Source organism: Protofrankia sp. Cj3 (assembly GCF_917627355.1).
Lineage (GTDB): Bacteria > Actinomycetota > Actinomycetes > Frankiales > Frankiaceae > Protofrankia.
This window is the reverse complement of sequence record NZ_CAKJTR010000235.1, coordinates 2,986-5,475: the sequence shown is the minus strand read 5'-3', so window position 1 is coordinate 5,475 and position 2,490 is coordinate 2,986. Positions and strand designations below refer to the sequence as shown.

Annotated in this window: 1 protein-coding gene; it reads right to left on the bottom strand. The window is 63.7% G+C overall.

From position 1 onward, the window contains the following. Positions 1 to 101: 101 nt before the first annotated feature. Positions 102 to 2,216: a DUF262 domain-containing protein gene (locus tag MJ783_RS21110; RefSeq protein ID WP_239313108.1), complete on the bottom strand. Its 2,115-nt coding sequence runs from the start codon at positions 2,214 to 2,216 to the stop codon at positions 102 to 104. Positions 2,217 to 2,490: the final 274 nt, after the last annotated feature.

Here is a 2,490-nt window from a genome sequence, read left to right as displayed (position 1 = left end):
CTAAGAATTTTCCGAAGGCCTGTACTTCGTCACCCGTTGGGAACGGTATGCGGCGGTCCTTCCGTCGTCGAACACACTTGGAGCGAATCGGCAGCCGCCTATCAGCTTGCGGAGGACGGGTCGTCGCCGGCATATGCTGCCCGTAGCTCGGCGAGCGTGAACTCGCCTTGCGCCGTGTCGGCCACCCAGTACACCCAGCCGTTGAGACCAAGGCCGGTTGCCGCCTTCGCAGCTCCGGACGGGGAGTCGTAGCGCTCGTCGTCGACCACGATGTTCCCGTCGGCGTCGACTGTTGCGACGACGTCGTCGCCCCGCGACGGTGTGAGCGTCGTGCCCGCAGCGAGCAATCCGGCGGCCAACAGATCGGCGATCTTGATGCCGTGGAACGCGCTCGTGCGGCGCTCCGCGTCGCCTGGGAGGGGGCTCGGCGGGTAGTCGGCCCGATAACTGGTCGTGCTCAGCAGGTCGAACGCGTTCCCGATCACTTTCGCCATGAGAACCCTGCGTTGTGCGAGGAACTCGTCGTAGCTGAGCTTGGTCCACGCGGTCGGCAGTGCATGCCATTCGACCTGCCGGTCGAGGATGTCGGGGGCGATGCCTTTCGCGGCAAGCTGTCCGGACCAGTAGTCGTCGGGCGCCTTGTCCAGGATAGCGATGTTGTCATTCCAGTCGACCATGGCCATGTTGGCCGCCTGGTTGATCCGGGAGGCGTCGGTGACGCCGAGGACCTTCTTCAGGTAGTTCTGTGGGAACAGGTGATGACGTTCGATGCCCTTCTTGCGAAGCACTGCCGGATCCATCCGGGACCGGATCTTGCCGGTGGACAGCAGTACGTCGGCATCGAGGATGTTGAGCGCCGCGAAGTAGGCCAGCAGTACTGGGGACTTCGCCCCCGACGTGGCCAGCTCGTTCGGCAGGGTGATCGTGAAGTAGTCCTGCGTGAAGGTATCGTCGATGATCTTCGATAGGGTGCCCGCAAAAGCGTTCGAGTCGCCAACTGAGAGATCGCGCAGTCGGCTGAGGTCTCGCTCGACCTGGGTTTCCACCGAACCCGAATACCGACCGGTCGTGTGAGCCATGAAGAACCAGCGCGCGATCACCTCGCGGAGACGGTCGATGGGGACACCGAAGTCGATGCGTCCGATCAGCCACAGCGCGTACGAGAAGATGAGCGCGTTCTGACTGGAGATCATCTTGGTGCTGCGGAAGCCGGCACGCTCGATGCAGTCCAGGAACTCGTGCCAGTTGGTCAGGTCGAGAACGTGCTCCTGGGCCGCCTGGAGCTGGGCGAACTGCGAGTCCCGCCGCACAGGGGATTCCTTGCCGGTCTCCGCCTCGCGGCCGCGCAGGACGGTATAGACCTGCTTGAGTGTGGCCCGGCGCAGGGCCACCGCAATGACGACGCGTAGCAGCTGGTCAGGCTTCGGCTCGATGAACCAGTTGAACGGCGATGCCCCGGTCCGCGACGGAAGCAGGCAACTGCGACAGAACTCCTCCAGGTCCCGGCGGCCCTTGTCCCAGAACACCGACATCAGAGTGAGAATGAAGTCGGCCTGGTTGAGCGTCACGCCTTCGCTGTTGATGCGCACGAAGATCTCGGCGACCTCGTCACCGTCCAGGTCGGCGGACAACTCCACCACCTGGAAGTTGTAGTTCGTCAGATTGATCAACCGACCAATCGCCTCGTCCAACCGGTCGCGCTCGGCATCGTCGAGTTCACGCTTGCGTTCCAGCTTGCCCAGGAACTCCCGGACCACCTGTCGGTTGCTGACCTCAGGGCTCCACAGAACACTCACGTCGGCGAGGTACTCCGGGTCCTTCTCGATCGCCGCATCCGTCACCGCAAACGTCTCGTCGCTCGGCCGGAACGCGATCCGGATGCGTGTCGTCGTGAAATCGTCCTTGAGCACCTGCTGCCCGGTCATTACGGCGAACAACGACGTCAGCCGTTGCTGGCCGTCGACGATCAGCAGGCGAGGAGCACTGGTCCGACCCGACTCGCCGATCTGCCGGGCTCCGGCTTCGGTCCCTGTCTCCCAGAACAGAAGATTCCCGACAGGGAAACCGCGGTACATCGAGTCCAGCAGATTCCGTACCTTGGTGTGCTGCCAGACGAACGGCCGTTGGATGTCCGGCAGGGCGAGGGTGCCGCGTTTGACGTGCTGGACCAGCTCGTTCACTGGGTACGCGGTGTCCTTGTAACGCATCACAGCCATCGGTTCCCCCACCCATTCTGCAAAACGCTTCCCTCCGGGTCTTCGAGGCTATCGCTCAGCCGGGCACCTCCACACGACGGCGGTATCAAGTGGTGGAGGCGATACTCGACGCCCGCCTCGTGCTGGGCCCTAAGTGGTCGCCGCCGGAAGTTCGTCCAGGGTCTGCCGGCGCCAGAGGGCGCCTCGCCTCGTTGTCGTCGGCCCAGGTAGAACACCGCTACCTGGGCCTTCTCCGCCTCACGATACATCCGTCTGTCATCCGGCACCCCCCGAA

What these genes read in the sequence shown, in the direction of transcription:
- MJ783_RS21110 (WP_239313108.1), bottom strand. Translation starts at nt 2,216, where the DNA reads ATGGCTGTGATGCGTTACAAGGACACCGCGTACCCAGTGAACGAGCTG.